This window comes from Herbidospora mongoliensis, assembly GCF_001570545.1.
GTDB classification, from domain to species: Bacteria; Actinomycetota; Actinomycetes; order Streptosporangiales; family Streptosporangiaceae; genus Herbidospora; species Herbidospora mongoliensis.
This window is the reverse complement of sequence record NZ_BBXD01000009.1, coordinates 894,194-918,875: the sequence shown is the minus strand read 5'-3', so window position 1 is coordinate 918,875 and position 24,682 is coordinate 894,194. Positions and strand designations below refer to the sequence as shown.

The following is a 24,682-nucleotide window of genomic DNA, read 5'->3' as shown; positions in this document are numbered from 1 at the left end:
TTGGGGGGAGATCCGCGTGCGAACTCGTGGTGCGGGGGCGTTGGCCCTGCTGATGGTGACCGGTTGTGCGACTACGGCCACAGCGGGCGAGGACGCGGCGAGCCAGCAGAAGGCGGCCGAAGCGGTCATGATCTTTCCGAGCAACGGGGCGGCGAACCTGCCTCCGGAGCTTCCGATCAAGGTCTACGCGTCGGGTGCCGCGCTGGGGTCGGTCGCCGTCACCGCCGAGGGCGGGAAGGCCGTCGAGGGCGTCTACAGCCCCGACCGCACGATGTGGCGCAGCGTCCGCCCGATGATGCCGGGCACCCACTACACGGTCGCGGCCACCGCCGGGTCGGCGCGGGCGACCAGCTCGTTCGCCACGCTGACCGCCGCCAAGTCGTTCGAGATCGAGACGCTGCTGCCGAACAAGGAGATGACGGGCCTGACCGTCGGCGTCGGCATGCCGATCATGATCGCCTTCAACGCCCCCGTGAAGGACCGGGTGTCGATCGAGCGCAACCTGGTCGTCCAGGCCTCCAAGCCGGTCGACGGCGCCTGGCACTGGTTCGACGACAAGACGATCGCCTACCGGCCGAAGAAGTTCTGGCCGGCCAGGACCAAGGTCCGGGTCACCGCCCGCATGGCCGGTGTCCGCGGCGACGTCGGCACGTACGGCGCCAAGGACGTCGTCCGCGACTTCACCATCGGCCGCTCGCAGATCACCAAGGGAAACATCAACGAGCACACGATGGACGTGATCCGCGACGGCAAGACCATCCGGAAGATCCCGTTCAGCGCCGGCAAGGGCGGCGTGTGGAAATACCACACGACCAGCGGCATCCACCTGGCCATGTCCCGGGAAGACGTCACGGTCATGACCTCGCCCGACGCCGGTCCTGGCCAGGCCGGCTACTACAGCCAGACGGTGTACGACACGGTCCGCATCTCCAACAGCGGCGAGTACGTCCACGGCGCGCCCTGGTCGGTCGGCTCGCAGGGCAACTCCAACGTCAGCCATGGCTGCGTGAACATCAGCCCCGGCAACGCCCAGTGGTACAAGGACGAGACCCTGATCGGCGACCCGATCATCCTCACCGGCTCGCCGCGTCAGCTCGAGACCACCAACGGCTGGGGCCACTGGCAGCCGAAGTGGAACGACTGGCTGAAGTGGAGCCGTCTGCGGGACGCGACGACCGACCCGATGGTCTAGCCCAGCCGCTGAAGGAGCGCCGCGCTGCGGCGTTCCAGGTGGGGGATGGCCAGTTCCCGGTGCGTCCGGGCCGCCTGCCGCGCGTGGTCGCGGGCGCGGTCCGGGTCGCCGAGGGCCTCGTACAGCTCGGCGACGGCCTCGTGCATCGAGCCCCACGAGACGCAGCCGGTGCCCAACGTGGCGATCTGGCCGGCGACCGGGAGCAGGGTGCCGAGCATCGTCTCGGGGGCCGGGCGGCCGAGGCGGGCCGCGACGAGGGCCCACTGCCAGGCGGTGAACTGCCATGACCAGTCGCGGTCGATGGTGGCGCCCCAGCGGTCGAGAAGATCTTCCGACAGCGATCGCCGCCCGGATTCCCAGGTGGCCAGGATCGCCGTCGGCCGCAGCAGCCGGTCCGATGGGTCGTCGGCACGGTCGACCAGGGTCGTGACCAGGGCGGGCGGCACCTCGCCAGCCGACCAGCCGGAGTAGAACTCGCTCATCAGGTCGATGACGTCGGGGCCCCACAGGCTGGTGCGGCGGTACCACTCGTTGGCCAGCGCGCTGAGGCGGCGGGCCTCGGCCCAATCGCCGGACAGCACGGCCCGGCCCGAGGCGGCGTAGTTGACCTGGGCGGTGATCTCCGGGATCCGCAGTTCGCCGGTGAGGCGCTGGCAGCGGGCCAGTTCGGCGTCGTACTCGGCGATCTGGCCGTCCTGCATGAGTCCCTGCATGCGGTGCAGCCGCGAGATGACCTCGGTGAGCTTCGCCAGGCCGGGCAGGGTGAGGATCTCGGCCGCCGCCGCGAACCTGTCGGCGTCGCGCTCGGGCGACCAGGCGGCGATGACGTAGTTGTTCAGGGTCCTGGCCAGCAGGTGCGGGTCGCCGGTCCGCCGCGCGAGTGAGACCGCCTCGGTGGCGTGCGCCAGACCTTCGGCGCGCAGGGGGCCGTAGTAGAGCTCGACGGCGAGGGTGCCGAGGAGTTCGGCGCGGCGGCGCAGGTCGCCTTCCGGTAGTTTGGCCAGCTGGTCGCGCAGGACGCTGACCATGCGCGGGTCGACGACGCCGTAGGAGCGCCAGTTCCACAGCGTCACGCCGCCGAAGACGCTGGCGGCCTCGATCGCGGCGTCGTCCTCGCCCAGCCGGGTGGCCAGGTCGACGGCCTCGTCGAGGGGCGCGCGGGCGCCGAGCACGTCACCGGTCAGGCGGCGGGCCCGGCCCAGTTCGATCAGCAGGCGGCAGCGGCGGGAGGTGCCCGCCGGGCCGTGCGCGGCCAGCGCGAGCTCCCAGTAACGCACCGCCTCGTCGTAGGCGAGGCCGGCGGCGGCCTGTTCGGCGGCCTTGACGGCGTAGGCGACGGCCTTCTCGGCATGGCCGACCCGGGCGGCCTGGGCGAAGTGGTGGGCCAGCACCGGGACGCGGTCGAGGTCGCCGCCCCCCAGGGACTCGGCGGCCTCGCCGATCCTCCCGTGCAGCTGGGCGCGCTGGAGGCGGGTGAGTTCGCCGTACAGGGCCTCTTGGACGAGGGCATGGGAGAAGCGGTAGTCCCAGCCACCGTCGATCTCGACGAGCAGGCCGGTCGCGACGGCCGGTTCGAGCAGCAGGAGCAGCCGGGCCGGGTCGATCCCGGCGGCGCCCGCGAGCACGTCGGAGCTGACGTCCCGGCCCGCGACGGAGGCGGTGCGCAGCAGCGCTTGGGTCTCCTCGGGCAGGCGGGAGACGCGCTGGGCGATGACGTCGCGGACGCCGTCGGGCACGGGCAGCGCCGCGATGTCGGGTGACCGGGTGCTCGCCGCGAGACGAAGGAGTTCGCCCAGGTAGAAGGGGTTGCCGCCGGTCCGGTCGTGGAGCACGGCCACGTGAGCGAGCAGGCCGGGGTCGCGGGCGTCGAGGTAGTCGGCGACGTCGGAGGCGGTCAGCGGGCCGACGGTGAGCCGTTCGGTGCCGCGCTGGCGGGCGAGTTCGGCGAACACGTCCACCGGCTGGGGGGCGTCGTGGTGGCGTACCGTCACGATCACCAGGACCGGGATGCGGTGCAGGTCGGCGCCGAGGAACGTGAGGAGCTTCAGGGTGGCCGCGTCGGCCCAGTGGGCGTCCTCCAGCACGATCAGCAGCGGGCCCCGGGCGGCGCGCTGTTCGAGGGCGCGGGCGACGGCGTCGAGCAGCAGGAACCGGGCCGCGTCGGGGTCGGCGGCCTCGCCGGGGGCCGACAGGCGCTCGGCGGTCGGCGGGTCGAGCAGCCGCAGGGCCTGGATCCACGGCCAGAACGCGGGCGCGTCCTCGGCGCAGCGGCTCCACGCGGTGGTGAAGCCCTCTTCCGCGGCCAGTTCGGCGGCGGCCTCGGCCAGCGTGGTCTTCCCGATCCCGGCCTCCCCGCCGATCAGCAGCACCCCGCCGGCCCCCTTGGCGGCCTCGGCGACCCGGTCGCGGACGCGCCGGTGCTGCGCCGCCCGCCCGACGAGCCGGGGCGGCTCCGCGCGGGGTTCGACGGGGGCGGCGACCACGGCGACCCGGGAGGCCGGCAGCGGCTCCTGCCGCAGCACCGCCTGTTCCAGCTCCCGCAGCTCCGGGCTCGGCAGCAGGCCGAGCTCCTGGTCGAGCAGGGTGCGGCAGCGCTGGTAGGCAGCCAGCGCGTCGGCCTGCCGCCGGTCGGTGTAGAGCGCCCGGATGAGCAGCGACCAGAGCCCTTCTCTGTACGGCGCCGCCTCCAGCAGCCGCTCGACCTCCAGCACCACCTCGACCGCCCGCCCCAGCGCGAGCCGCGCCTCCGCCCGGGTGGTGAGCGCGGTCAGCCGGGCCTCGTTGAGGTGGGAGACGGTCGGCCGCAGATACTCCTCGTCCTGGAATCCCGTGTACGGCTCTCCCCGCCACAGCGCCAGCGCCGGAGTGAGGATCTTCTCGGCCTGCTCCGGCGGGGCCGCCTCGGCGAGCTCCACGGCCGTCAGGAACCGGTGGGAGTCGATCTGGCCGGGATCGATCTCCAGCAGGTAACCCGGCTCACGGGTCCGCAGGATCTTCGCCGGGGTCCGGGGGGACCTGCCGGGCTCCAGCGCCTTCCTGAGCTGGAAGATGTACGCCTGGAGCGTTCCGGTCGCGGAGGAGGGCGGCTCGTCCTGCCAGAGGGCGTCGATGATCTGGTCGAGCGCCACGACCCTGGGTGCGTGGGTCAGCAGCAGCGCCATGACGGCCCGCTGCTTGCGGGGGCCGAGATCGACGGTCAGCCCCTCGCTCAGGACCTCCACGGGCCCGAGGACCCGGAAGTCGTGCCGCATCGCGTGTTCCTCCTAGTCGAATAGGACAACACTAGGATGCCGTCTCAGCGACATACGAGGGCACCATGGGACAACTCCTCCCATGAACGAAATCTCTGGATTCAATCTCGCGGTACGGCACCACCCCGCCCTCGTGGCCGAGGCCGAGACCGCAGAAGACGTGGCGGAGGCCATCGCCCACGCCGCCTCCCACGACCTGCCGGTGGCCGTCCAGGCGACCGGGCACGGCGCGGTCGAGCCCGCCGACGGGGCGGTCCTCATCCTGACCTCCCGGATGCGGTCGCTGACCGTCGACCCCGTGGAGCGGACGGCGACCGTCGGCGCCGGGTGCACGTGGGCCGAGGTCGTCCAGGCGGCGGCCCCGTTCGGGCTGGCCCCCCTCTGCGGGTCGGCCTCCGGGGTCGGCGCGGTCGGCTTCACCCTGGGCGGCGGCGTCGGTCCGCTGGCCCGGACGTACGGGTTCGCCGCCGATCACGTGCGCGCTCTCACCGTGGTGACGCCGGACGGGGTCGTCCGGGTCGCCGATCCCGGCAGCGAGCCCGACCTGTTCTGGGCGTTGCGCGGCGGGAAGGGCGGCTTCGGCGTCGTCACCTCGCTGACCGTCGACCTGTTCCCGCTGGCCACCGTGTGGGGCGGCGGGTTCTACTACGCGGCCGCCGACGCCGCCGCCGTGCTGCGGGCCTACGCGGCCTGGGCACCCGGCCTGCCGGAGACCCTCACCACCTCGCTCGCCTTCCTGCGGCTGCCGCCGCTGCCCCAGCTGCCGCCGCCGTTGCGCGGGCAGTTCGTCGCCCACCTGCGGGTGGCCGCCGCGACGCCGCAGGAGGCGCTGCTCGCGCCGATGCTCGGGGTGGCCGAGCCGGTGCTGGGCGGGGTGGGGGAGTTGCCGTACACGCAACTGGACCGGATCCACAACGACCCGACCGACCCGATGCCGGTGATCGAGCGGAGCACTCTGCTGCGCGAGCTGACACCCGAAGGGGTGGAGGCGCTGCTCGCGGTCGCCGGCCCCTCGCTGGAGCTGCCGGTTCCCGTGGTGGAGCTGCGGCAGCTCGGCGGGGCGCTGGCCCGCGAGCCGAAGGAGCCGAACGCGGTCGGCGGGCGCGACGGGGCGTTCTCGCTGCTGGTCGTCGGGCTGCCAGGAAGCGCGCCGGACGCGGTCACGGCGGCGATGGCCCCGTGGTCGACGGGTGGATCGTTGATCAACTTTCACGGCTCCGATCTGGCGACCCTGCACCGCGCCTGGCCGGAGGCGACCCGGCGGCGTCTCACCGAAATCAGAAATCAGATCGACCCCGGAAACCTCTTTCGTATCGGGCACGCCGCCCCGCGTTAAGTGCAGGGTTATGGGCGAAATCATGGAATAGGAATTCGGAATGGTTTCATCCTCCCGATGCCGCTGAATCCCGGCGTAGACTCCGGGCCATGTCATCCGGGGGCGAGGCGGTCAAGTGGGATTTCTTCATTTCCTACACGGCCCATGACAAAGACTGGGCCGCGTGGGTTGCGTGGCAGCTCGAAGCGGCCGAATACCGCGTACTGATCCAGTTGTGGGACTTCACCGCGGGCGCCCACTGGATGGCGAGCATGGAACTGGGAATGGCCAAGTCGCGCCGCACCATAGCGGTCTGTTCTGACGCCTATTTCCGCTCCGACTACGGCCGCATGGAATGGCAGGGCGCGCTGCAGGGCGACTCCGCCGGTGCCGCCCGCAGCCTCATTCCGATTCGCATCACCGACTGCACGATGCCGCCGCTGCTCAAGCAGATCGTCTATGTCGACCTTTTCGGGCTCCCCGAAGACGACGCCCGGACGCTGCTGCTGGAGAAGATCGAGCAGGCGGTGACCGGAAACGCCAGGCCGTCGCGGAGCCCGGCCTTTCCGGGCGGCCCGCCCGCCCGGGTCTCCACGCCCGGCCTGCACCCGCCGACGCCGCCGCCCCCGTTCCCCGGGCGCGGTGGCTCGACGCTCACCTCGGCGGTGTACATGGCCGGCGGCGGGAGCGGCTTCACCGCGCTGACCGAGCGCGATCCGTCCGTGATCGGGCCCTACCGGCTGCGGGGCCGCTTCGGCGCGGGGCTGCTCAGCACCGTCTACCTGGGGACTGACGACACGGGGCGCTCGGCGGCGGTGAAGACGTCCGGGTCGCCGGAGCGGCTTGAGCGCGAGGCCCGGTACATGCGGAAGGTCCGCAGCGCGCACACGCCCGCCGTGCTCGGCGTCGGTACCGCCCCGCCCTACCTGGCGACCGAGTACGCCGACGGGCCGACCCTCGCCCAGCGGATCGCCCGCCGGGGCGAGTTCACCGAAAGAGGCCTGCACCAGTTCGCGGTGCACCTGCTCGCCGCGCTCGGCGACGTGCACCGGGCCGGAGTCGTGCACGGCGACGTGTCGGGCGGCAACGTGGTCCTGTCCAGCAGCGGGCCGCGCCTGATCGACTTCGGCGCGGCCCGGCCCGACGGCGACCGCCCGCACACCCTGCGGCCCGAGGGCACCGCCAACGTGATGGCCCCCGAACTGTGGCGGAACTCCGTCATCACCACGGCGGCCGACGTGTTCGCCTGGGGGTGCCTCGTCACGTACGCGGGCACCCGATACTGGCCCTTTCCCGGCACCACCGAGGACGAGGTGCGCAAACGCGTCCTCCGAGGGTCACCCGACCTGGCCGGACTCGGCGAACCGGTGCGGAACGCGGTCAGGGAGGCGCTGCGCGGGGAGGCCACGGCGCGGCCCACGGCGGACACCCTGCTCGCGTGGCTGACCACGGCTCAGCCCGCCCGCAGGGCCGCCGCCGCACCGCGCTTCGACCGCCGGGCCCTCCTGGCCACGGGCGCGGCCGTCCTGGCCGCGAACGTGGGGCTGGCCCAAGACGGCGGTCCCGGCCCGTCGGCGCTGCCCCGCGACCCGGCCGGGCGGGCCGACGCCGTGGCCTCGGCCGCCGATCGCCTGAGAGCCCGCGACGCCGCCCTCGCGGCACGGCTCGACCTGGCCGCCTACCTGATCCTTCCGACCCCGCGCACCCGGGTGAACCTGCTCAGGCACGCTGAGATGACCCTGCTCGGACGGCACAGCGGCACGGTGCGGGGCCTGGCCGCCGATCCCGGGTCGGGCCTGTTCGCCAGCGCCGGCGACGATGAGATCTGGTTCTGGGACCTCCGGAAGGACCCCGCCGGGCAGGGCGCCGAGCCGCTGCGGGCCCCCGCGCCCGTGTACAGTCTGGCGTTCGGTCCCGACGGCGCCCTCGCCTTCGGCGACTCCGACGGAATGGTCACCATCGCCCGTCCCGAGGGCGGCGACCCCCGGAACGGAAACTGGCGGACGCGGCGGTTCCCGGCGCACCCCCGGAACAGGGGGGTGCTGCGGGTCCGGTTCAGCCGGAACGGCCGCCTGCTCGCCACCTCCTGCGACGACGGGACCGCCAAGCTCTGGAACCCGGCCGATCCGACGGCTCCGATCCGCGTCCTCGACCACGCCAACCAGGCCGAGGGGAGCCACTGGGTGTGGGGCATCGACTTCTGCGCCGCCGACCAGGCGTTCGTCACGGCCGGGGACGCCGACGGCGGTTCGGCGATCAAACTGTGGAGCCTTGAGGACCTCGACGCCGACCGACCCGATCCGGCGCCGGTACGCCGGCAGGTCGACCGGATCCCCCGGTTCTCCCGCATCGGCGACGCGGCCACCGACCCGGCCGACGACCGCGCCGTGATCTTCGTGAGCTCCGGACTGGTCGCCGACCAGCCGAACGACGTGCGGGTCCTCCGGCTGCGCCCCGGGAACGACGCGCTCGACGTCACGGCCACTTTCGACGGCGTCACCAGGTACACCAACCTCACGGTCGCCCTCAGCCCCGACGGGGCGCTGCTGGCGACCGGCAACGATGACCCCGGGGGCCCGACCGTGCGGTTGTGGGACCGCGCCGACACCACGGTCTCCGCGCCGCTGCCCGGACTGCCCGACAAGGTCTGGGCGGTCGGGTTCGGCTCCGACGGGAGACACCTCGTGGCCGGGGCAGAAAAGGGGGGCATCGGGTTGTGGCGCACCGACCCGGACCACGTGAAGGGACGGCTTGAGCGGCCGTCGGAGGAGGAGTGGCGCCGGCTGTTCCCGTCCCTTCCCCGGCCGGAACGGTGAACCCGGAGAAGATCGGCCCCTACCGGGTGGAGGAACGGCTCGGTGAGGGCGGGATGGGCGTCGTCTACCGGGCCACCGCACCCGGCGGGCGGCCCGTCGCGGTGAAGGTGATCCGCGAGGCGCTGGCCCTGCGCTCCGACATCCGGGTGCGGTTCGCCCGGGAGATCGAGATGGCGGGGCGGTTGCGGAGCCCGTACACCCTCGCCCTGATCGACTCCGACGCCGCCGGCTCGCGCCCCTACCTGGTCACGGAGTACGTTCCGGGACCGACCCTGGCCCGCAGCGCGCCGCTTCCGCCCGCGCGACTGCGGCGGGTGGCCGCCGAGGTGCTCCGGGGGCTCGTCGAGTTCCACCGGGCCGGGATCGTGCACCGTGACCTCAAGCCGGAGAACGTCGTCCTGGCCGACGACGGGGCCCGCATCATCGACTTCGGCCTCACCCGCCACCTGCACGACCCCGTCGACCTGACTCAGCCCGGCGAACCGACCGGCACGCTCAACGTGATGGCGCCCGAGCTGTGGCGCGGCGAACCCGCCGGGTTCGGCGCCGACGTGTTCGCGTGGGGCGTGACGATCGCCTTCGCGGGTTCCCGCCGCTGGCCGTTCCCCGACGACGACCTCCGGCACGCCATCCTGCGCGAGGAGCCGCTGCTCGACGGGCTGGACCCGGGCCTGCGGGCACTCGTCACCCGGGCGCTGGACAAGAACCCGGTCACACGGCCCACCTCGGAGGAGTTGCTGCGCGCGTTCACCGGGCCCGGCCGCCGCCCCCGTGCCGTCGTCTGGACGCTCGCCGTGGCCGGTCTCCTGCTGGCCTCGGTGGCCCAGGGCCTGGTGCTGGGCGCTCTGGCGCTGCCTCCCGGGACGCCCGCCTGGGTCACGGCGGCTGTCTCCGCCGGGCTCTGGTGCCTGCTGCTGACCGTCTTCTTCGGGATCGCCCCGCCTGACCTGGCCGTCCACGACCTCGCGGAGGACGACCCGCGCTGGCGGACGCACCTGCGGGTGCCCGCCCTGCTCCAGCCGGTCGTGGTGGGAGCGGCCACCATGGCCGTGGTGGGTGGAGTCCACGGTCTCGTCGTCGGCCTTGTTCTCGGTGTCGCGGCCGATCGGCGGGTGTGCCCGCGCGGCCGGTCGCCGGTCGGCCTCGGACCGGTGCCCAGGGGCCGGGCCCGGCATCTGGCGGCGCTGGGCCTGGCCGTCACCGCCGGTGTTCTCGCGGGGGTGGTGACCGGCCACCTGATCGCGGGGGCGGTGGTCTTCGCCGGCTGTTCGGGCGTGGCGGCCTGGCACACCGTGTTCGGCCCGGCTTTCGGCACGCCCGCCACCCGCCCGTCGATCGGCTCCGACGCGCTCGCCGCCGTGATCGGCGCGGTGGCGCTGGCCCTGCTGGCGGGGAACGCCGCCGGCACCGTCCGGTACGTCGCCGCCGCCCTGCTCTCCCTGGACCACCTGCCCCAGTCGGGGGAGATGTTCGACCAGTTCTCCGCCATGGCCGGGGAGGCGCTCCCGGCGGTGGGGGTTCCCCTCGGTCTCTGGTACGTCCTCACGAGCGCCACCGCCCGCCATCTGGTGGCCCGTGGCTGGCGAACCCCCGGTCCGGCCGTCGAACTCGGCCGGGCCGGGCTCGCCCGGCTGCTGCCCGCGCTGGTCCTCCTCCCGCACCTGGCCGTGGCGCTGCCGCCCTCGGACCCGTGCGACGACTACCTGGGACGCCGCCAGCGCTCCCACCACCTCGGCGACGACCGCCGCCTGGAACACGTCTCCGCGCCCGTGATCATCGAGGTCCCCGGCGCGCGGGCCGACTTCACCCTGCGCTGGACCGTCGGGCCCGGCTGCGCCTGGGGGCTCATCACCAGCTCGGAGCGGCGGGCGCTGATCTGGCTGGAACGCGGGACCAAACGGCTGGGGGAGCGGTCGGTCCTCGGCCTCACGCACACCGAGTCCCACCCGTTCTCGGGCGGGCGCATCCGTGCCTGCGCCGAACTCGCCGGCAGAAAGGACTGCACGCCCTGGGTGTCCTAGGGGGCACCGCCCAACCACGTACAGAGGAGAGACGTTGACCCGTTCGACTCGCGGACTCGCGCGCGGCGCGGGAGCCGCCGTCCTGGCCCTGCTGCTCACGGTCACCGCCGCCCCGGCGGCCGTCGCGGACGCCGCCGCGGAGACCGACACGTTACTGTTCGCCACCTCGCTCGACGCCTTCACCTCCACGCGACTCCACCCGGCCGGGTGGAGCCAGGACCTCGACTGGGGCTCCGACGGCTGTTCGTTCATCGGGGATCGGGGGGTCTTCGACTTCCTCAGAGCCTGCCGGCGGCACGACTTCGGCTACCGCAACCACAAGAAGCAGCACCGCTTCACCCAGGGCGCCAGAAAGCGCGTCGACGACCAGTTCAGGGCCGACATGAACACGATCTGCGGCCGCTACCGGGGGCTTCAGTCGTACAAGGGCGTGGCCTGCCGGGCCGAGGCGCGGACCTTCTACGAGGTCGTCCGCGCGGTCGGCCGCGTCTACTCCGTCCGCGTGGGCAGCGTGCACGGCCGGCTCATCCGCCTGTACGCCAGCGCCGACGACCCCGTCGCCCTCGGTCACATCTCGAACGGATCCCGCGGCGACTCTGTCTGGCTGGATCGTTCCAGGGACGGCGGCGCCACCTGGCGGCAGCAGGCCGTGTCCGAGATCCTCTTCTCCCTGCACTCCACCGTCACGCCCCCGGTCCTGACCTCCGGTCACACCCTCCGGGTCTGCGGCAAGGCCGCTGACCGGCCCGAGATCGCCTGTACTCCCTGGGCCGGGTTCTAGGAGCAGCGAAAAGGGCCCGGAGCGGAGTGCTCCGGGCCCTTTTTCACGTGACGCTTAGTGCAGTTCGCGCGGGTGGTCGCCCGCGCCGACGGCCGCGTGGTCGTCGTCGTGGCCGTGGCCGTGGCCGTCTTCCAGCGGCACCCGGTCGGTGCCGTAGAACTTGCTGGCCTTGGCGCGGAACTTGCCGATCGGGCCGCGTACGCCCTTCGGCGGGATGCCGTCCTTGTCCTGCTCACCGGGGACGATCATGATCTGCTTCTTGCCGCGGATGTGCTCGGCGATGTCTTCTGCCAGCGGCTCGTGGACCTCGATGTACTCACCGTGCGGCAGACGCTTGATGACGCCGGCCTCCACACCGTGGGACAGGATGTCCCGGTCCCTGCGCTGAAGGCCGATGCAGATCCGGTAGGTGATCCAGTAGGCGAGCGCCGGGCCGAGGAAGATGGCGAACCGGCCGATGATCGTCGTCTCGTAGAGACTGATGTGGAAGTACGCCGAGATCCAGTCGTTGGCGCCCAGCAGCCACAGGATGCCGTAGAACGTCACCGCCGACATGCCGATCGAGGTGCGGACCGGGGCGTTGCGGGGACGGTCGGTCAGGTGGTGCTCACGACGGTCGCCGGTGATCCACTGTTCGACGAACGGGTAGAGCGCCAGGCCGGTCATGATGATGCCCATCGGGACCAGCGCCGGGATCAGCACGCTCAACGGCAGCGTGTGGTCCAGGAAGTTGATCTCCCAGGCCGGCATCAGACGCAGCGCGCCTTCCAGGAAGCCCATGTAGAAGTCGGGCTGCGACCCCGAGGAGATGTCAGCCGGTGTGTAGGGGCCGAACAGCCAGATCGGGTTGATCTGGGCGAAGGTCCCCAGACCCGCGACGCAGGCGAACGTGAACAGGAAGTAGGCGCCCGCCTTGGCCATGAAGGCCGGGTAGAACGGCGCGCCCACCACGTTGTGCTCGGTGCGGCCCGGGCCGGGCATCTGGGTGTGCTTCTGCACCCACATCAGCACCATGTGGGCCGAGATGAGCGCCAGCAGGATGCCGGGGATCAGCAGGATGTGCAGGGTGTAGAAGCGCGAGATGACGTCGACACCCGGGTATTCCCCGCCGAACAGGAAGAACGTGATGTACGTGCCGACGATCGGCAGCGAGATCGCCACACCCTCGGTGATCCGCAGACCGGCGCCGGAGAGCAGGTCGTCGGGGAGGGAGTAGCCGGTGAGGCCCTCGGCCAGCGCCAGGGTCAGCAGCAGCACGCCGATGATCCAGTTGAGCTCACGCGGCTTGCGGTAGGCGCCGGTGAAGAAGACGCGCAGCGCGTGGACCATCATGCCGGCCACGAACAGCAGGGCCGCCCAGTGGTGGATCTGCCGGATCAGCAGACCACCCCGGACCTCGAAGCTGATGTGCAGCGTCGAGGCGTAGGCCTCCGACATCCCCACGCCGACGAGCGGCTGGTAGGAGCCGTTGTAGATGACGTGACCCATGCTCGGCTTGAACCAGAACGTCAGGAACGTGCCGGTCAGCAGCAGGATGATGAACGAGTAGAGCGCGATCTCGCCCAGCAGGAACGACCAGTGGTCGGGGAAGACCTTGCGCAGGTTGCGCTTCAGGAAGCTGCCCGCGCCGAGCCGGTCGTCGAGGTAGGTCGCGGGACCCGCGACGGCTTTGGGAGTCTCGTTCACGACTGGTTCCCCCTGGCTTCCCTGGCATCGGCCTCGGCGTCGCCGCGCTCCCAGAAGCTGGGACCGACGGGGACGTCGAAGTCGGCCTGGGCGATGAGGTAGCCCTGGCCGTCGACGCCGATCGGCAGCTGCGGCAGCGGCCGCGCGGCCGGGCCGAAGATGACCCGCGCGCCGTCGGTCGCGTCGAACGTCGACTGGTGACAGGGGCACAGGATGTGGTGGGTCGTCTGCTCGTAGAGCGCCGCGGGACAGCCCACGTGGGTGCAGATCTTCGAGTAGGCGACGATGCCGTCGTAGGTCCAGTTCCTGATCGTGCCCGACTTGAGGTCTTCGGGACGGAACTTGATCAGGATCAGGGTGGCCTTGGCGAGGGCGTTGAGGTCGTGCTCGTAACCTTCGGGCACGACCGAGAGGATGCCGCCGGGGGAGTCGAAGTCGGCCGCCATGATCGGCTGGCCGGTGCCTTCGACGACCAGCTTCATGCCCTTCTTCCACACCGTGTGGCGCAGGGACGTGCCGGGCAGCGGGCCCAGGTCCTTGAGCAGGATCAGCGGGGCCAGGCCGAGCGGCGCCGCCGCCAGCAGCAGCGTGCGGCGCATCATCTTGTGCTTGACGAAGCCGCTCTCGCCGGCGCCGGCGCGGAACGTCTCGTCGACGTAGCCGCGGGTGTCGTCGTCGGAGCGCATCTCGTGGCGCTCCTGGACGAGGTTGTACTTCGGCATGATCCGCCGGACCCACACCACGACACCGCAGGCCAGCGCCAGCAGAGCCAGCGTCAGGGTGGCGCCGAGCGCGGCGTTCGAGACGGCCGTGCTGTCGATGTCGCCGACCTGGAAGATCACGTAGGAGGCGATGAAGCCGATGCCCGCCAGGAAGGCGACGAAGAACAGCAGGGTGACCGTGCGCTCGGCCTTGCGGGCGTCGGCGGGGTCGGGGAGCGTCACGCCGGGCGTGTCCACCTCGGCCGTGGCCGGGCGGGTGCCGAGTACGGCGGTTCCCTGAGCCGGGGTGCCGATGACGCGACGCGGGACGCGCGTCTCGTCATCGGGGCCGGGAAGCTCGTTATCTGTCATTTTGTTCTCTTACGCTTCTTGGCGGTGATCCAAATGGCGGCAAGGGACATGAAGGCGATTCCGGCGATCCACGCGACGAGACCTTCGGAGACCGGGCCGATGCGGCCGAGCCCGAACCCGCCCGGGTCGACCTGACCCCGGACCTCGACGATGTAGGCGATCATGTCCTTCTTCTGCTGAGGAGTGATCGTCGAGTCGTTGAAGACCGGCATCGCCTGCGGACCCGTGACCATGGCCTCGTAGATCTGCGTCTCGGTGGCCTGGTTGAGGTTCGGGGCGTACTTGCCGTAGGTGAGCCCGCCGCCGGCGCCGACGAAGTTGTGGCACTGGATGCAGTTCGCGCGGAACAGCTCACCACCCTTGGCGGCGTCACCGGTCTTCGCGTCGACCATCTCCGCGGTCGGCACCGTGGGGCCGCCGCCGAGGGTCTGCACGTAAGCGGCGAGCTGCCGGACGGCTTCGGGTGTCACCCACTCGCCGAGCGGCTTGCGCGGGGCCTGCGCGCCCGGGTCGGCGGCCGGCATACGGCCGGAGCTCACCTGGAAGTCGACCGCGGCGGCGCCCACGCCCACGAGCGTCGGGCCCATGGAGCTGCCCTCGGCGTTCAAGCCGTGGCAGCTGGCGCAGTGAGCCACGAACAGGCTCTTGCCCTCGGCCACGTCGTCGGCCTTGCCCGACGCGACCGCCGCGTCGGCGGTGCTGTCACTGGGCGCCGCGGCGGCGTATCCGCCACCCAGCAGCCCCAGCGCGAGCGCCACGACCGCGAGGCGCGCGAGGGGATGCCGCCGTCGCGCGGTGATGGAGTTCACCGAAATCCCCGTTCCGATCATTTGATGATGTAGATGGTCGCGAAAAGGCCGATCCAGACGACGTCGACGAAGTGCCAGTAGTAGGACACGACGATGGCGCTGGTGGCCTGCTCATGCGTGAAGCGCTTCGCGGCGTACGTGCGTCCCAGGAGGAACAGGAACGCGATCAGACCACCCGTCACGTGCAGGCCGTGGAAGCCCGTGGTCAGGTAGAACACCGAGCCGTAGGCGTCGGACGAGAGGGTCGTGCCCTCGTGCACCAGCTCGTTGTATTCGATCAGCTGCCCGGCGACGAAGACCGCGCCCATGAGGAAGCTGATGAAGTACCAGAACCGGAGCTTCTTGACCTGGCCCTTCTCCGCGGCCCACACACCGAACTGGCATGTCACCGAAGACAGCACCAGGATGATCGTGTTGACCGTCGCGAACGGGACGTTCAGATGAGCGCCGGGCCAGCTCGCTGGGTCCTGGCCGACGCTCACCGAGCGGATGGTGAAGTACATCGCGAACAGCGCCGCGAAGAACATGAGCTCAGAGGACAGCCAGATGATCGTCCCGACGCTGACCAAGTTGGGCCGGCGCGACGAGTGGGCTGTCGTCGTCGTAGTAATTGCGGATGCTGTCGCCACGCCCGACATTATTGCGGCTCATGAGGCCGGGTCGGCGCACGGCCCCCCGATAGAGGGTGGCCAAAGGGGGAAAGGGCGGGATGTCGACGGCTGCTCAGGGCCGATAGCATCCCTGGTGACCCTACCCGGTGACTGGAGTGCGCATCATGAAGGTTCTCGTCTACAGCGACGACGCGGCCACCCGTGAGAAGGTGCGGCTGGCCCTCGGCCGCCGGCCCGCCGCCGACCTGCCGCTGGTGGAGATCGTCGAGTGCGCGACCCAGGCGGCTGTGGTCCGCAAGCTCGACTCTGGAGAGATCGACATCGCGATCCTCGACTCCGAGGCCGCGCCGGCCGGCGGCATGGGCATCGCCAAGCAGGCCAAGGACGAGGTGCACGACTGCCCGCCCATCTGCCTGATCATCGCCCGGCGCGACGACCGCTGGCTGGCCAACTGGTCGCGGGCCGACGCCGTCATCTCCCAGCCGCTCGACCCGATGGTCGTCGCCGAGACGATCGCCGGGCTGATGCGCGGGCGGCTGCCCGCCGTCTCCTGACATCCCTATTCCATAAGGACCGCCATGGACGCCCGTACCACCTGGCCCTCGCTGCTCAACGCGCTGCTCGCCGGTGAGCACCTGACCGCCGACGAGACCTCGTGGGCGATGGGCGAGATCATGTCGGGCGCGGCCACCCCTGCCCAGATCGCGGCGTTCGTCGTCGCGCTGCGGGCCAAGGGGGAGACCGTCGCCGAGGTGTCCGGCCTGGCCCGGCACATGTTGTCCATCGCCACCCCGCTCACGATCACGGGCCCGGCGGTCGACGTCGTCGGCACCGGCGGCGACCGGGCCCACACGGTGAACGTCTCGACGATGGCCGCCATAGTCGTGGCCGCGGCGGGCGCCCGGGTCGTCAAGCACGGCAACCGGGCGGCCTCCTCCAAGTGCGGCGCGGCCGATGTGCTCGAGCACCTCGGCGTGGTGATCGACCTGTCGCCCGCGGCGACCGCCCAGGTGGCGGAGGAGGCCGGCATCGCGTTCTGCTTCGCGCCGGTCTACCACCCGTCGATGCGGTTCGCCGGCCCGACCCGCAAGGAGATCGGCGTCCCGACGGTGTTCAACTTCCTCGGCCCGCTGACCAACCCGGCCCGCCCGTCGGCGCAGGCCATCGGCGTGTTCGACCAGCGCATGCTGCCGGTCATGGCCGGCGTGTTCGCCGAGCGCGGCGTGTCGGCCCTGGTCTTCCGAGGCGACGACGGTCTCGACGAGCTCTCCACCGCCGCCCCCTCCACCGTCTACGTGGTCCGCGACGGCGTCTCGACGAAGACCGTCTTCGACCCGGCCGACATCGGCATCGCCCGCTCCCAGCCCGCCGACCTGAAGGGCGGCGACGTCGCCTTCAACGCGGGCGCCGTCCACGACCTGGTCCGCGGCAAGACCGGCCCGATCCGCGACGCGGTCCTGCTGAACGCCGCCGCCGCCCTGGTGGCCAGCGAGGGCCCGACGGTCGACGACCTGCCCGAGCGCATCGCCGCCGCCTACCTCACGGTCGGCCAGGCGGTCGACTCCGGCGCGGCCGCGACCCTGCTCGACCGCTGGGTCGAGGTCTCGCAGCGCCTGCGCGACTGAAGCTCCACAGGTCCGCGACACCCGCGCGGGCATGTCCGGGTCTTCGGAACCCGCGCGGGCAGGTCCGGGTCTTCGGTGCCCGCCCGGGTAAGCCCCAGGGCTGATCCGGCCTCACCTCTGGGGAGGACGCCCCCGGGCGGGGCGGCGGCTTATCGTGCCGCCATGATGCGCCTCATCGCCGCCCGGCTGGCCCGTTTGAGGGCCCGGGTGACCCGCCGCCGGCCGCCGGAATCCGCCGACGCGGTGACCCGGGAACGGCTCAGGATCGCCGAGGAGCTCCACGACGTGGTGGCTCACGACCTGAGCGTGCTCACGCTGGGGGTGGGCGCGGGCCGGGTCATCATGGACCGCGATCCCGAGCGCGCCCGGCAGACGTTGCGCGACGCCGAGGAGGCCGGCCGCCAGGCCCTGACCGACCTGCAACGCGTGGCGGGCCTGCTGCGATCGGGCGGTTCGGCGACCACCGGCCCTCAGCCCACCCTCGGCGCCCTGCCCGCCCTTCTCGACCGCTTCCGCGCCGCCGGGCTCGCGGTGGGCTTCGCCGAGGAGGGCCCTCGGCGCCCCGGACCGGTGCTCGAGCTCTCCGCCTACAGAATCGTGGAAGAGTGCCTGGTCAACGCGCTCGAACGCGGCGGGGCGCGCAAGGCGCGGGTGTGGCTGCGCTGGCAGGGCGGCATGGTCGAGTTGAGCGTGCAGGACGACGGCGGGCCGCGTGAACACCTGCTGGGCATCTGGGAGCGCGCGGCGCTCTTCGGCGGCTCGGTGACCGCCGGCCCGGTCCGGGGCGGCTTCGAGGTCCGGGTCCGTCTGCTCACCGGCGGCCGGGCGCGGGCCCGGAACGAGGAACGGGTGAGCTAGACGAGTTCGAGGCCCCCGTCGACGGTGAGGACCTGGCCGGTCAGCCAGGTGGCCGACGGGTCGGCCAGGCGCAGGATCCAGGCCGCCACTTCGCCGGGGTCGCCGCGGCGGCCCATGGGGATGCGGCCCTCTTCGTCCCTCTTGATCTGCTCGACGACGGCGGCGGGCAGGCCCGCGGAGGCGAGCGCCCCGCTCTCGGTGGGGCCGGGTGCCAGGGCGTTCACCCGGATCCCCTCTGCGGCCAGTTCCAGCGCCCAGCTCCGGGTGAGCTGTTCGACGGCGGCTTTGGACGCGGCGTAGCAGGCGCCGCCCGGCAGCGGGCGGTGGCCGTAGGTGCTGGAGACGTTGACGATCGAACCCCGGGTCTCCCGCAGATGGGGCAGGGCGTGCCGGGCGAGCAGGCTGGGCGCGGTGACGTTGAGCTCGAACAGCGCCGCGATCTCACCGGCCGTCGTCTCGGCCAGCGGCATGATCTGCGCGGCGCCCGCGTTGTTGACGAGCACGTCGAGGCGTCCCCAGCGGGCGATCGCGGCCTCGATCACTCCGGCGGGCGCGTCGGGGTCACGGAGGTCGGCGACGTGCACGCTGATCGCCTCGTGGGGGCCGGCGGTCTCGGTGAGGGTCTCCCCGCGGCGTCCGACGCCGAGCACCAGGGCGCCCGCCGCCGCGAACAGGCGGGCGGTGGCGCGGCCGATGCCCGATCCGGCTCCGGTGACGACGACGGTCCTGCCGGTGAACTCCATGATCTCCATGGAGCAGTTCTAGTCGGCGTCGGGCAGCCCGATCGAGAACGCCGCTTCAAGGTCGTGTCGGCTGTAGGTCCGGAACGCGATGTGGGTGTCGGTCGCCCGGACGCCCTCGATCTTGTTGAGCCGCCCCGGCACCACTTCGGCGATCTCCTCGTAGTGGGTGACCCGGACCATCGCCATCAGGTCGAACTCGCCGGTGATCGAGTAGACCTCACTCACGCCCGGGAGACCGGCGATCGCCTGGGCGACCTCGGGGATCCGGTCGACGTCGGCCTTGATGTGCACGATCGCGGTGACCAAAGCGTGCTCCTTTCCGAGGGCCCCAACCTATCGCAGCGGTCTGCCCTCCCTGGGCGACCGGGAACCTCCCTGGTCGTACGCCCGGTCGATGCGCTTCTTGAGCCGGGCGGCGCCGAACGCGGGCAGGCTCCAGCCGCCCTCGACCCGGACCAGCCGGACCCCCGGCGACTCGAGCCAGCGCAGGATCGTCTCGGTCTCCTCGGCGCTGGCCGCCGGGGTGGGGCCGGGGCCGGGGAGCACCGTCTCGGCGGTCGCGACCAGGGCCTCGACGTAGGGGACCGGGTGGGCGCCGCGCGGCATCACCCCGGCGGCGGTCAGCCGGCCGCGGCGGATCACGTGGATGTCCCAGGCGCCGTCCTTCCCGGGGCTGGCGGCCACCATCTGGTCGATGCTCGTGAGGCCGGTCAGCCGCTGCATGCGGGCGACGGCGCGGACGTAGGCGGCCAGGCGGTCACGGTCGACCGCCGCCTCCTCGTAGCGCTGCTCGGCCGACAGGCGGTCCATCCGGGCCTCGACGGCGGAGAACACGCTGCTGCCGTCGAGCAGCATGGCGTGGCGGGCCGCCGTGACGTGGCGGGCGTAGTCGTCGTGGCTCTCCCGGCCCTCGCAGGGGGCACCGCACTTGCCCATCTCGGCCAGCGCGCAGGCGCTGCGCCTGACGGTGAGGGACAGGCGTTCGGTGCACTGCCGCAGGGGGAGCGCCTCGTGGATGGCGGTGCGGGCGTCGTCGGCGGTGCGGCTGCTGCCGAACGGGCCCAGGTAGGTGGCGCCGTCGTCTTTCAGGTCGCGCACGATGCTCAGGCGGGGGAACGGCTCGTCGGTCAGCTTCAGCCAGACGACCCGCTCGGGGAACCGGGACCGCCGGTTGTAGCGGGGCTTGGTCTGGCCGATCATGCGTAATTCGCGGATCTCCGCCTCCAGCGGGGTCGCGCACACGATGTGGCGCACCCGCTCGGCGATGCCGACCATCTCCCGGACCCTCGGCCGGGTCTCGCCGGCGGTGAAGTAGCTGCGCACGCGGGTGCGCAGACTGCGGCTCTTGCCCACGTAGAGCGCCTCGCCGCGGACGTCTTCGAAGACGTACACCCCCGGCTTGTCGGGCACGCCGTCGGCCAGGTGGCGCTTGCGGCGCTGTTCGGGGGTGGGCATCCGGACGAAGCCCTTGAGCTCCTCCAGCGAGTGGACGCCCAGGTTGCCGACCCGGCCGATCAGCCCGTGGAGCACGTCGACGGTCGCCTGGGCGTCGGCGAGGGCGCGGTGGCAGGGTTCGACGCCGCTGCGGAAGAACCTGGCCAGCGTGCCCAGCTTGCAGTTGGGGGTCTCGTCGCGGGTCAGCACCCGGCGGGCCAGGTCGGCGGTGTCGACGACCGCGTTGACCGGCGGGGGGTAGCCCTGACGGGCGCACTCGGCCTTGAGGAAGCCCATGTCGAACGGGGCGTTGTGGGCGACCAGGGCGGCGCCCTTGATGAACTCGAGGAAGCTCGGCAGCACTTCGGCCATCTTCGGCGCCGCCACCACCATCGCGTCGGTGATGCCGGTCAGCACCGACACGAACGGCGGGATCGGGCCGCCGGGGTCGACCAGGGTGGCGAACTCGCCCAGCACCGCCCCACCGCGCACCTTGACCGCGCCGATCTCGGTGATCGCGCACTCGGCGGGGGAGGTGCCGGTCGTCTCCAGGTCGAACACCACGAAGGTGACGTCGACGAGGGGGGTGCCCAGATCGTCCAGCGTGCCCTGTTCCACGCAGACGACCATAGGTGGCCCCACCGACACTTCCTAGAATTCGCCCCGCAGCATCGCGTAGACGATCTCGTCGGTCCACTCGCCCTTGACCATCTCGTTCTCCACGAAATGGGCCTCCTTGCGCATGCCGAGCCGTTCCATCACCTTGGTCGATGCGTCGTTGCGGCCGTCGCAGCGGGCCACGATCCGGTGCAGCTTTAGGCCGTCGAACCCCAGGCGGAGCATCTCCCGCGTCGCCTCGGTCGCGTAGCCCCTGCCGTGGTGGCCGGGGTGGAAGATGTAGCCGATCTCGCCCTGCCGGTGTTCGGCGCTGCGCCAGAACAGCACCACCTCGCCGATCAGGTCGCCGGTCTCGCGGAGCGTCACCGCCAGGACGAGCGCCTGGCCCTCGCCGGTGAGCTCGGTGGTGGCCGCCTTGTCGATCAGCGCTGTGCGCACCTGTTCGAGGTCGCGCGGCTCCCAGTAGAGGAAGCGGGCGACGTCGGCGCGGGAGTGGATGGCGTGGAGCTCGGTCAGGTCGTCGAGGGTGAAGGGCCGCAGCACCAGGCGGGGCGTTTCGATGGGCAGCGCGGGCTGGAACATCCGAGCAGACTAAACCGGGACAAACAGCTCAAGCGACTTCTTTATCCATGTGTATCGCCACCAGCGCGGCCTCCGTCGACAGGGCCGCCAGCAGGGCCCGGTGGCGGTGGAGCTCGACGTCGAAGCGCTGGGCGGCCGGGCCGGTCCACTTGGGGAAGGCCCGCAGCGCCCACACGGGTTCCAGCACGTCGTCCATCTCTGCGGCGAGCCGGCGCAGATGGTCACTCGCGATCGTCACGCCAGTCATTGTGACATCACGTGACCATTCCTTGACGTAACGTGAGCGATTTATGAGACAAGTGGTCCGTGTCCTACTTGCTCCCCGTTCACGTCGCTGAACGTGATGTAGTGGCCTCGCAGAGCCGTACTCTTGAATGAACGACCAGGACAGGAAGAGAGCAGCAGGGATGAGTTCAGCCGGAGAGGGCCTGTCTCGTCCCCTGCCCGAGCAGGTGCGAACACACGTCGTCGAATTGGCGGCCCAGGTGTTGGGGACGATGCCCGCCGCGACCGTGCCTGCGCCGTTGCGTGCCGTCGCCAAGTTCGAGCCTCGCAAGCGCGCCCGCCTGGGGTCGGCTCCCATCGCGGCTCAGCTCGAGAACGACAAGAAGTTCCGCGAACTGGTCGCCGAGGCGCTCACCCAGGCCTGGCCCGAACTGGTCGCCGCACTCGCGGAAGAGACGGTTCCGCCCGCCGCCGAGCCCGTTCTGGTCGCGGCGGCAGCCTATCTGACCCGCCCGCCCGGGTGGGCCGGGATGGTCGAACTGGCGCGCGAAGACCTCGATCAGGCCGCCGCGCTCGACACGCAGCGTGAGCAGGCCGAGGGGCGGCTGAAGGAACAGCTCGCCCAGCAGCGCACGGCCGCCAAGGAAGAGATCGACCGCGTCCGCGATCAGCTCAAGACCGCCCGCGCCGAGAACACCGACCTGCGCCGCAAGCTCCACGACGCCCGCGAGCGGGCCAAGGCCGCCGAGCAGAGGGCCGCGGAGCTCGAGGCGGCCACCGCCGACGCCCGCGCCCGGGTCGCCGGGGCCGGGGCCGCCGCCGAGACCGAGGTCCGCCGCCTCAAGGAGCGCCTGACCGAGGCCGAGCGGCATCTGGAGGCCAGCCGCCGCGCCGCCCGCGAGGGCCGGTCCGTCGAAGACGCCCGCATCCGGGTGCTCATGGACGCCCTCGAAGACGCCGCCAAGGGCCTGCGCAAGGAACTGGCGCTGCCGACCACGATCAGCAGACCGGCCGACTACGTCACCGCCGTCAGCGGCACCGCCCCCTCGGTCCGCGACGTGCCGGCCCGTGCGCTGGCCGACGACGACCCGCAGCTGCTCGACCAGCTCCTCGCGATACCGAACCTCCACCTGATCATCGACGGCTACAACGTGACCAAGAGCGGTTACGGCACCCTCACCCTCGCCGACCAGCGGCAACGCCTGCTGACCGGGCTGGGCGGGCTGGCCGTGCAGGTCCGGGTGGAGATCACGTGCGTGTTCGACGGCGCGGAGCTCGACGGTCCCGTGCAGGTGTCGCAGCCACGGGGGGTGCGGGTGGCGTTCAGCGCGCCCGGTCAGATAGCCGACGACCTCATCCGGCAGATGGTGCAGATCGAGCCGCAGGGCCGGGCCATCGCCGTCGTGTCCTCCGACCGGGAGGTCGGAGTGTCTGTCCGAAAAATGGGTGCCCGTCCCGTTCCTTCCGTTCTGCTCCTCCGTCGCCTTGGCCGTGCGTGATCACGTCGTCGCCAACCGTGATGACCTGCGCGAATAGTTGCGAATCGGTTGAGGGTACTTGATCCCCTGAGTAAAGTCCCGACCCAGGTCTGTCCGGTATGGAGGGGGTTTCGGGCGTGCGTGGGCGGGTACCGGCCGTGGCCGGTTTTACGGCGTTCGTGCTGCTTCTTCCGATCGCGGGGGCGGCGGCCGATCCAAAGCCGACCATTCCCCAGGCGAAGGCGAAGCTCGCGAAGCTGAACAAGCAGGCCGACCAGTTGGTCGAGGACTACAACGCCGCCAACGAGAAGTACAAGAAGTCCAAGAAGCAGTACGACCTGATCAACTCCTCCTTCAAGAAGCAGAACGTGAAGGTCGAGACGCTCCGCGTCGGCGTGGTGGGCCTGGCGGTCTCCAGCTACCAGACCGGCGAGGTGCGCGGCATGTCCGGCATGTTCGGCACCGGCGACCCCCTGACGGCGCTCAGCGGCATGGCGATCCTCAACCAGCTCGCCACCAGCCGCCAGCTCCGGCTCGAGGAGTACGAGGGCGCCATCGCGGGCCTGAAGGAGCAGCGCGACCAGCGCAAGACCGCCTTCGAGGACGCCACCGAGGTCCGCACCGACCTGGCGGCCAAGAAGAAGAAGACCGACAAGATGGTCGACGAGCAGATGAAGCTGCTCCGCGAGCTCGGCGCCTTCAACCCGGGCAACCCCCAGAGCACCGGCCAGGTCTACTCGGGCCCGGCCTCCGGCAACGCCCGCGCCGCCCTCGACTTCGCCTTCGCCCAGATCGGCAAGCCCTACCAGTACGGCGGCACCGGCCCCGGCGCCTGGGACTGCTCAGGTCTGGTCCAGGCCTCCTGGCGGGCAGGCGGGGTGAGCCTGCCGCGTACCAGCTACGAGCAGTGGGCGTGGGGCAAGAACCGCCAGGTGCAGATCAGTGATCTGCAGGCCGGCGACCTCGTCTGGCACAGCGGTTTCGGACACGTCGGCCTCTATACCGGACAGGGCTCGGTGGTCCACGCACCCCAGACGGGTGACGTGGTGAAAATCACGCCTCTGGCTCAGTACAACCCCGACAAGGCCGTTCGTCCTTAGTGTGTCTTGTGCGACTTCTGGGGCTTATTTCACACTGTGCACCAAGGGGTGTGACGAGAGTCACATCACCCCTCGAAATGCCGTCATATGCAGGCGTTTTCGAATAGTGCGCGTGTTTACCTGATCTTTATCTTTCGCCAAAACTTTGCCGACTAATGGCTGAGTCGGTAACTTCTGGCTTCGCGACGAGCAATCCATGCCGTCCGAGGAGAGTCCGGTGCGAAGGCTCGGATGTCTTAATAAAGATCCATGTGTCGCAGATCACCGCGGCACGGCCGAGTCCATGCAGCCAGGAGGCATGGAGCCGGGGACCCAAAAGGTTCCCCAGTGGAGCCAGGGGTGAATCGGCGTCAATTTCGCCGTAGGGCGACTTCCCTGCCCGAATCCGTCAGCTAACCCGGTAGGCATCAGAGGAAGACACTAGGAGCAATCCTGTCAACGACCCCCGCATGTCTGTCTCGCAT

General features: G+C 71.3%; 20 protein-coding genes and 1 riboswitch. Of the genes, 10 read left to right on the top strand and 10 right to left on the bottom strand.

The genetic code is table 11. The annotated features are described in order from the left end of the window. Positions 1–16 precede the first annotated feature (16 nt). Positions 17–1,192: a L,D-transpeptidase gene (locus tag AW272_RS08520; protein WP_245657278.1), complete on the top strand. Its 1,176-nt coding sequence runs from the start codon at positions 17–19 to the stop codon at positions 1,190–1,192. Here AW272_RS08520 and AW272_RS08515 read toward each other — a convergent pair. Next, on the bottom strand, positions 1,189–4,443 hold the full coding sequence (locus tag AW272_RS08515) for an ATP-binding protein (protein ID WP_066362369.1): 3,255 nt from the start codon (positions 4,441–4,443) through the stop codon (positions 1,189–1,191). The two genes, AW272_RS08520 and AW272_RS08515, sit on opposite strands and share 4 nt — an antisense overlap. 82 nt (positions 4,444–4,525) lie before the next feature. On the opposite strand from AW272_RS08515, the gene AW272_RS08510 reads away from it, so the two are divergent. The 4 genes from AW272_RS08510 to AW272_RS08495 all read left to right on the top strand — a co-directional run bounded on the left by AW272_RS08510 (position 4,526) and on the right by AW272_RS08495 (position 11,376). After that, on the top strand, positions 4,526–5,779 hold the full coding sequence (locus AW272_RS08510) for an FAD-binding oxidoreductase (RefSeq protein WP_066362367.1): 1,254 nt from the start codon (positions 4,526–4,528) through the stop codon (positions 5,777–5,779). An 89-nt stretch (positions 5,780–5,868) separates the two neighbouring features. Then, positions 5,869–8,574 (top strand): TIR domain-containing protein, encoded by a 2,706-nt coding sequence (locus AW272_RS08505; RefSeq protein WP_066362365.1) that lies wholly within the window; start codon positions 5,869–5,871, stop codon positions 8,572–8,574. After that, on the top strand, positions 8,532–10,595 hold the full coding sequence (locus tag AW272_RS08500; protein ID WP_066362363.1) for a serine/threonine-protein kinase: 2,064 nt from the start codon (positions 8,532–8,534) through the stop codon (positions 10,593–10,595). The genes AW272_RS08505 and AW272_RS08500 overlap by 43 nt, the downstream gene beginning before the upstream one ends. 34 nt (positions 10,596–10,629) lie before the next feature. Then, positions 10,630–11,376, top strand: coding sequence for a phospholipase (locus AW272_RS08495; protein ID WP_066362361.1), 747 nt, complete (start codon positions 10,630–10,632; stop codon positions 11,374–11,376). Positions 11,377–11,430: 54 nt separating this feature from the next. Here the strand turns inward: AW272_RS08495 and qcrB are convergent, their stop codons facing one another. The 4 genes from qcrB to ctaE are packed head-to-tail and all read right to left on the bottom strand — an operon-like array spanning position 11,431 to position 15,582. Then, entirely contained in the window at positions 11,431–13,062 is a 1,632-nt protein-coding gene (gene qcrB / locus AW272_RS08490) for a cytochrome bc1 complex cytochrome b subunit (RefSeq protein WP_066362360.1), read from the bottom strand. After that, positions 13,059–14,135: a cytochrome bc1 complex Rieske iron-sulfur subunit gene (gene qcrA / locus AW272_RS08485; RefSeq protein WP_066362358.1), complete on the bottom strand. Its 1,077-nt coding sequence runs from the start codon at positions 14,133–14,135 to the stop codon at positions 13,059–13,061. Before qcrA ends, qcrB begins: the two co-directional genes overlap by 4 nt. Further along, positions 14,132–14,944: a cytochrome bc1 complex diheme cytochrome c subunit gene (qcrC, locus tag AW272_RS08480; protein ID WP_169807509.1), complete on the bottom strand. Its 813-nt coding sequence runs from the start codon at positions 14,942–14,944 to the stop codon at positions 14,132–14,134. Before qcrC ends, qcrA begins: the two co-directional genes overlap by 4 nt. Positions 14,945–14,961: 17 nt before the next feature. Continuing rightward, positions 14,962–15,582 carry an aa3-type cytochrome oxidase subunit III gene (gene ctaE, locus AW272_RS08475; protein ID WP_066362356.1) on the bottom strand — a complete coding sequence of 207 codons (621 nt, stop codon included), beginning with the start codon at positions 15,580–15,582 and terminating at the stop codon, positions 14,962–14,964. A gap of 137 nt (positions 15,583–15,719) precedes the next feature. On the opposite strand from ctaE, the gene AW272_RS08470 reads away from it, so the two are divergent. From AW272_RS08470 to AW272_RS08460, 3 genes are all read left to right on the top strand, one after another. Then, positions 15,720–16,109: a response regulator transcription factor gene (locus tag AW272_RS08470; protein ID WP_030450462.1), complete on the top strand. Its 390-nt coding sequence runs from the start codon at positions 15,720–15,722 to the stop codon at positions 16,107–16,109. Positions 16,110–16,133: 24 nt separating this feature from the next. Next, the gene (gene trpD / locus AW272_RS08465; protein ID WP_066362355.1) at positions 16,134–17,180 is read left to right on the top strand and encodes an anthranilate phosphoribosyltransferase; all 1,047 of its coding nucleotides are present in this window, start codon (positions 16,134–16,136) and stop codon (positions 17,178–17,180) included. Positions 17,181–17,342: 162 nt separating this feature from the next. After that, positions 17,343–18,038, top strand: coding sequence for a sensor histidine kinase (locus tag AW272_RS08460; protein ID WP_066362354.1), 696 nt, complete (start codon positions 17,343–17,345; stop codon positions 18,036–18,038). Here the strand turns inward: AW272_RS08460 and AW272_RS08455 are convergent. The 5 genes from AW272_RS08455 to AW272_RS08435 are packed head-to-tail and all read right to left on the bottom strand — an operon-like array spanning position 18,035 to position 21,653. Continuing rightward, the gene (locus AW272_RS08455; protein ID WP_066362350.1) at positions 18,035–18,790 is read right to left on the bottom strand and encodes an SDR family NAD(P)-dependent oxidoreductase; all 756 of its coding nucleotides are present in this window, start codon (positions 18,788–18,790) and stop codon (positions 18,035–18,037) included. The genes AW272_RS08460 and AW272_RS08455 overlap by 4 nt on opposite strands. Positions 18,791–18,799: 9 nt before the next feature. Next, positions 18,800–19,087, bottom strand: coding sequence for an Lrp/AsnC family transcriptional regulator (locus tag AW272_RS08450; protein ID WP_066362349.1), 288 nt, complete (start codon positions 19,085–19,087; stop codon positions 18,800–18,802). Between the two features lie 27 nt (positions 19,088–19,114). Then, a complete protein-coding gene (locus tag AW272_RS08445; protein WP_066362348.1) occupies positions 19,115–20,845 on the bottom strand; it encodes a DEDD exonuclease domain-containing protein in 1,731 nt (576 codons plus the stop codon). 21 nt (positions 20,846–20,866) lie between these two features. Continuing rightward, the gene (locus AW272_RS08440; RefSeq protein WP_066362346.1) at positions 20,867–21,415 is read right to left on the bottom strand and encodes a GNAT family N-acetyltransferase; all 549 of its coding nucleotides are present in this window, start codon (positions 21,413–21,415) and stop codon (positions 20,867–20,869) included. Between the two features lie 28 nt (positions 21,416–21,443). Then, entirely contained in the window at positions 21,444–21,653 is a 210-nt protein-coding gene (locus tag AW272_RS08435) for a hypothetical protein (RefSeq protein ID WP_066362345.1), read from the bottom strand. A gap of 169 nt (positions 21,654–21,822) precedes the next feature. Here AW272_RS08435 and AW272_RS08430 point away from each other — a divergent pair, with 169 nt between their 5' ends. Next, positions 21,823–23,139 carry an NYN domain-containing protein gene (locus AW272_RS08430; protein WP_066362344.1) on the top strand — a complete coding sequence of 439 codons (1,317 nt, stop codon included), beginning with the start codon at positions 21,823–21,825 and terminating at the stop codon, positions 23,137–23,139. Positions 23,140–23,255: 116 nt separating this feature from the next. Next, positions 23,256–24,218: a C40 family peptidase gene (locus tag AW272_RS08425; RefSeq protein WP_066362343.1), complete on the top strand. Its 963-nt coding sequence runs from the start codon at positions 23,256–23,258 to the stop codon at positions 24,216–24,218. Between the two features lie 263 nt (positions 24,219–24,481). Continuing rightward, a riboswitch (cyclic di-AMP (ydaO/yuaA leader) is annotated at positions 24,482–24,640 on the top strand. The last annotated feature ends 42 nt before the right edge of the window (positions 24,641–24,682 follow it).